The sequence below is a fragment of the Burkholderia sp. GbtcB21 genome (assembly GCF_019091065.1).
GTDB classification, from domain to species: domain Bacteria; phylum Pseudomonadota; class Gammaproteobacteria; order Burkholderiales; family Burkholderiaceae; genus Burkholderia; species Burkholderia pyrrocinia_C.
The window spans coordinates 1-548 of record NZ_JAGXKA010000098.1; the positions used below are offsets into that span (position 1 = coordinate 1).

1 pseudogene is annotated in these 548 nt (G+C 65.9%); it reads left to right on the forward strand.

The features are described from left to right. Positions 1 to 548, forward strand: a pseudogene (locus tag KVT39_RS36495) (IS21 family transposase); the annotation flags it as partial.

Consider the following 548-nt stretch of genomic DNA (forward strand, 5'->3'; position numbering starts at 1 on the left):
AACGCGAAGCTGGTCGCGTTTGCGCAGCACTACGGCTTCGCGCCGCGCGCCTGCAAGGCGTATCGCGCCAAGACCAAGGGCAAGGTCGAGCGGCCGTATCGCTATATCCGGCAGGACTTCTTCCTGGCGCGCCGCTTCCAGAACCTCGCCGACCTGAACCGCCAACTGCGCGAGTGGCTCGACACGGTTGCCAATGTCCGCGTGCACGGCACCACGCACCGCGTCGTCGCTCAGCACTTCAGTGAGGAGCGTCCTACGCTGCAGGCGTTGCCGGCCGGCACCTTCAACGGCGTGATCCGGCTTGAGCGGCGCGTGAGCCACGAAGGTCTCGTCTCGGTCGGTGGCAACTACTACAGCGTGCCCGATCGTACGCGCAAGCGCGTGCTCGACGTCCACAGTCTGGCTCACGAGATCCGTATCTACGAGGACGGTGAACTGCTGGCGGTGCATCCCGTGTTGGAAGGCCGGCGACGAACCTCGCTGTTGCCCGGTCATCGGCGTGCAAACCAGCGTAAGCAGCCGGCACGGCACCCCGTGCCATCGGTGAC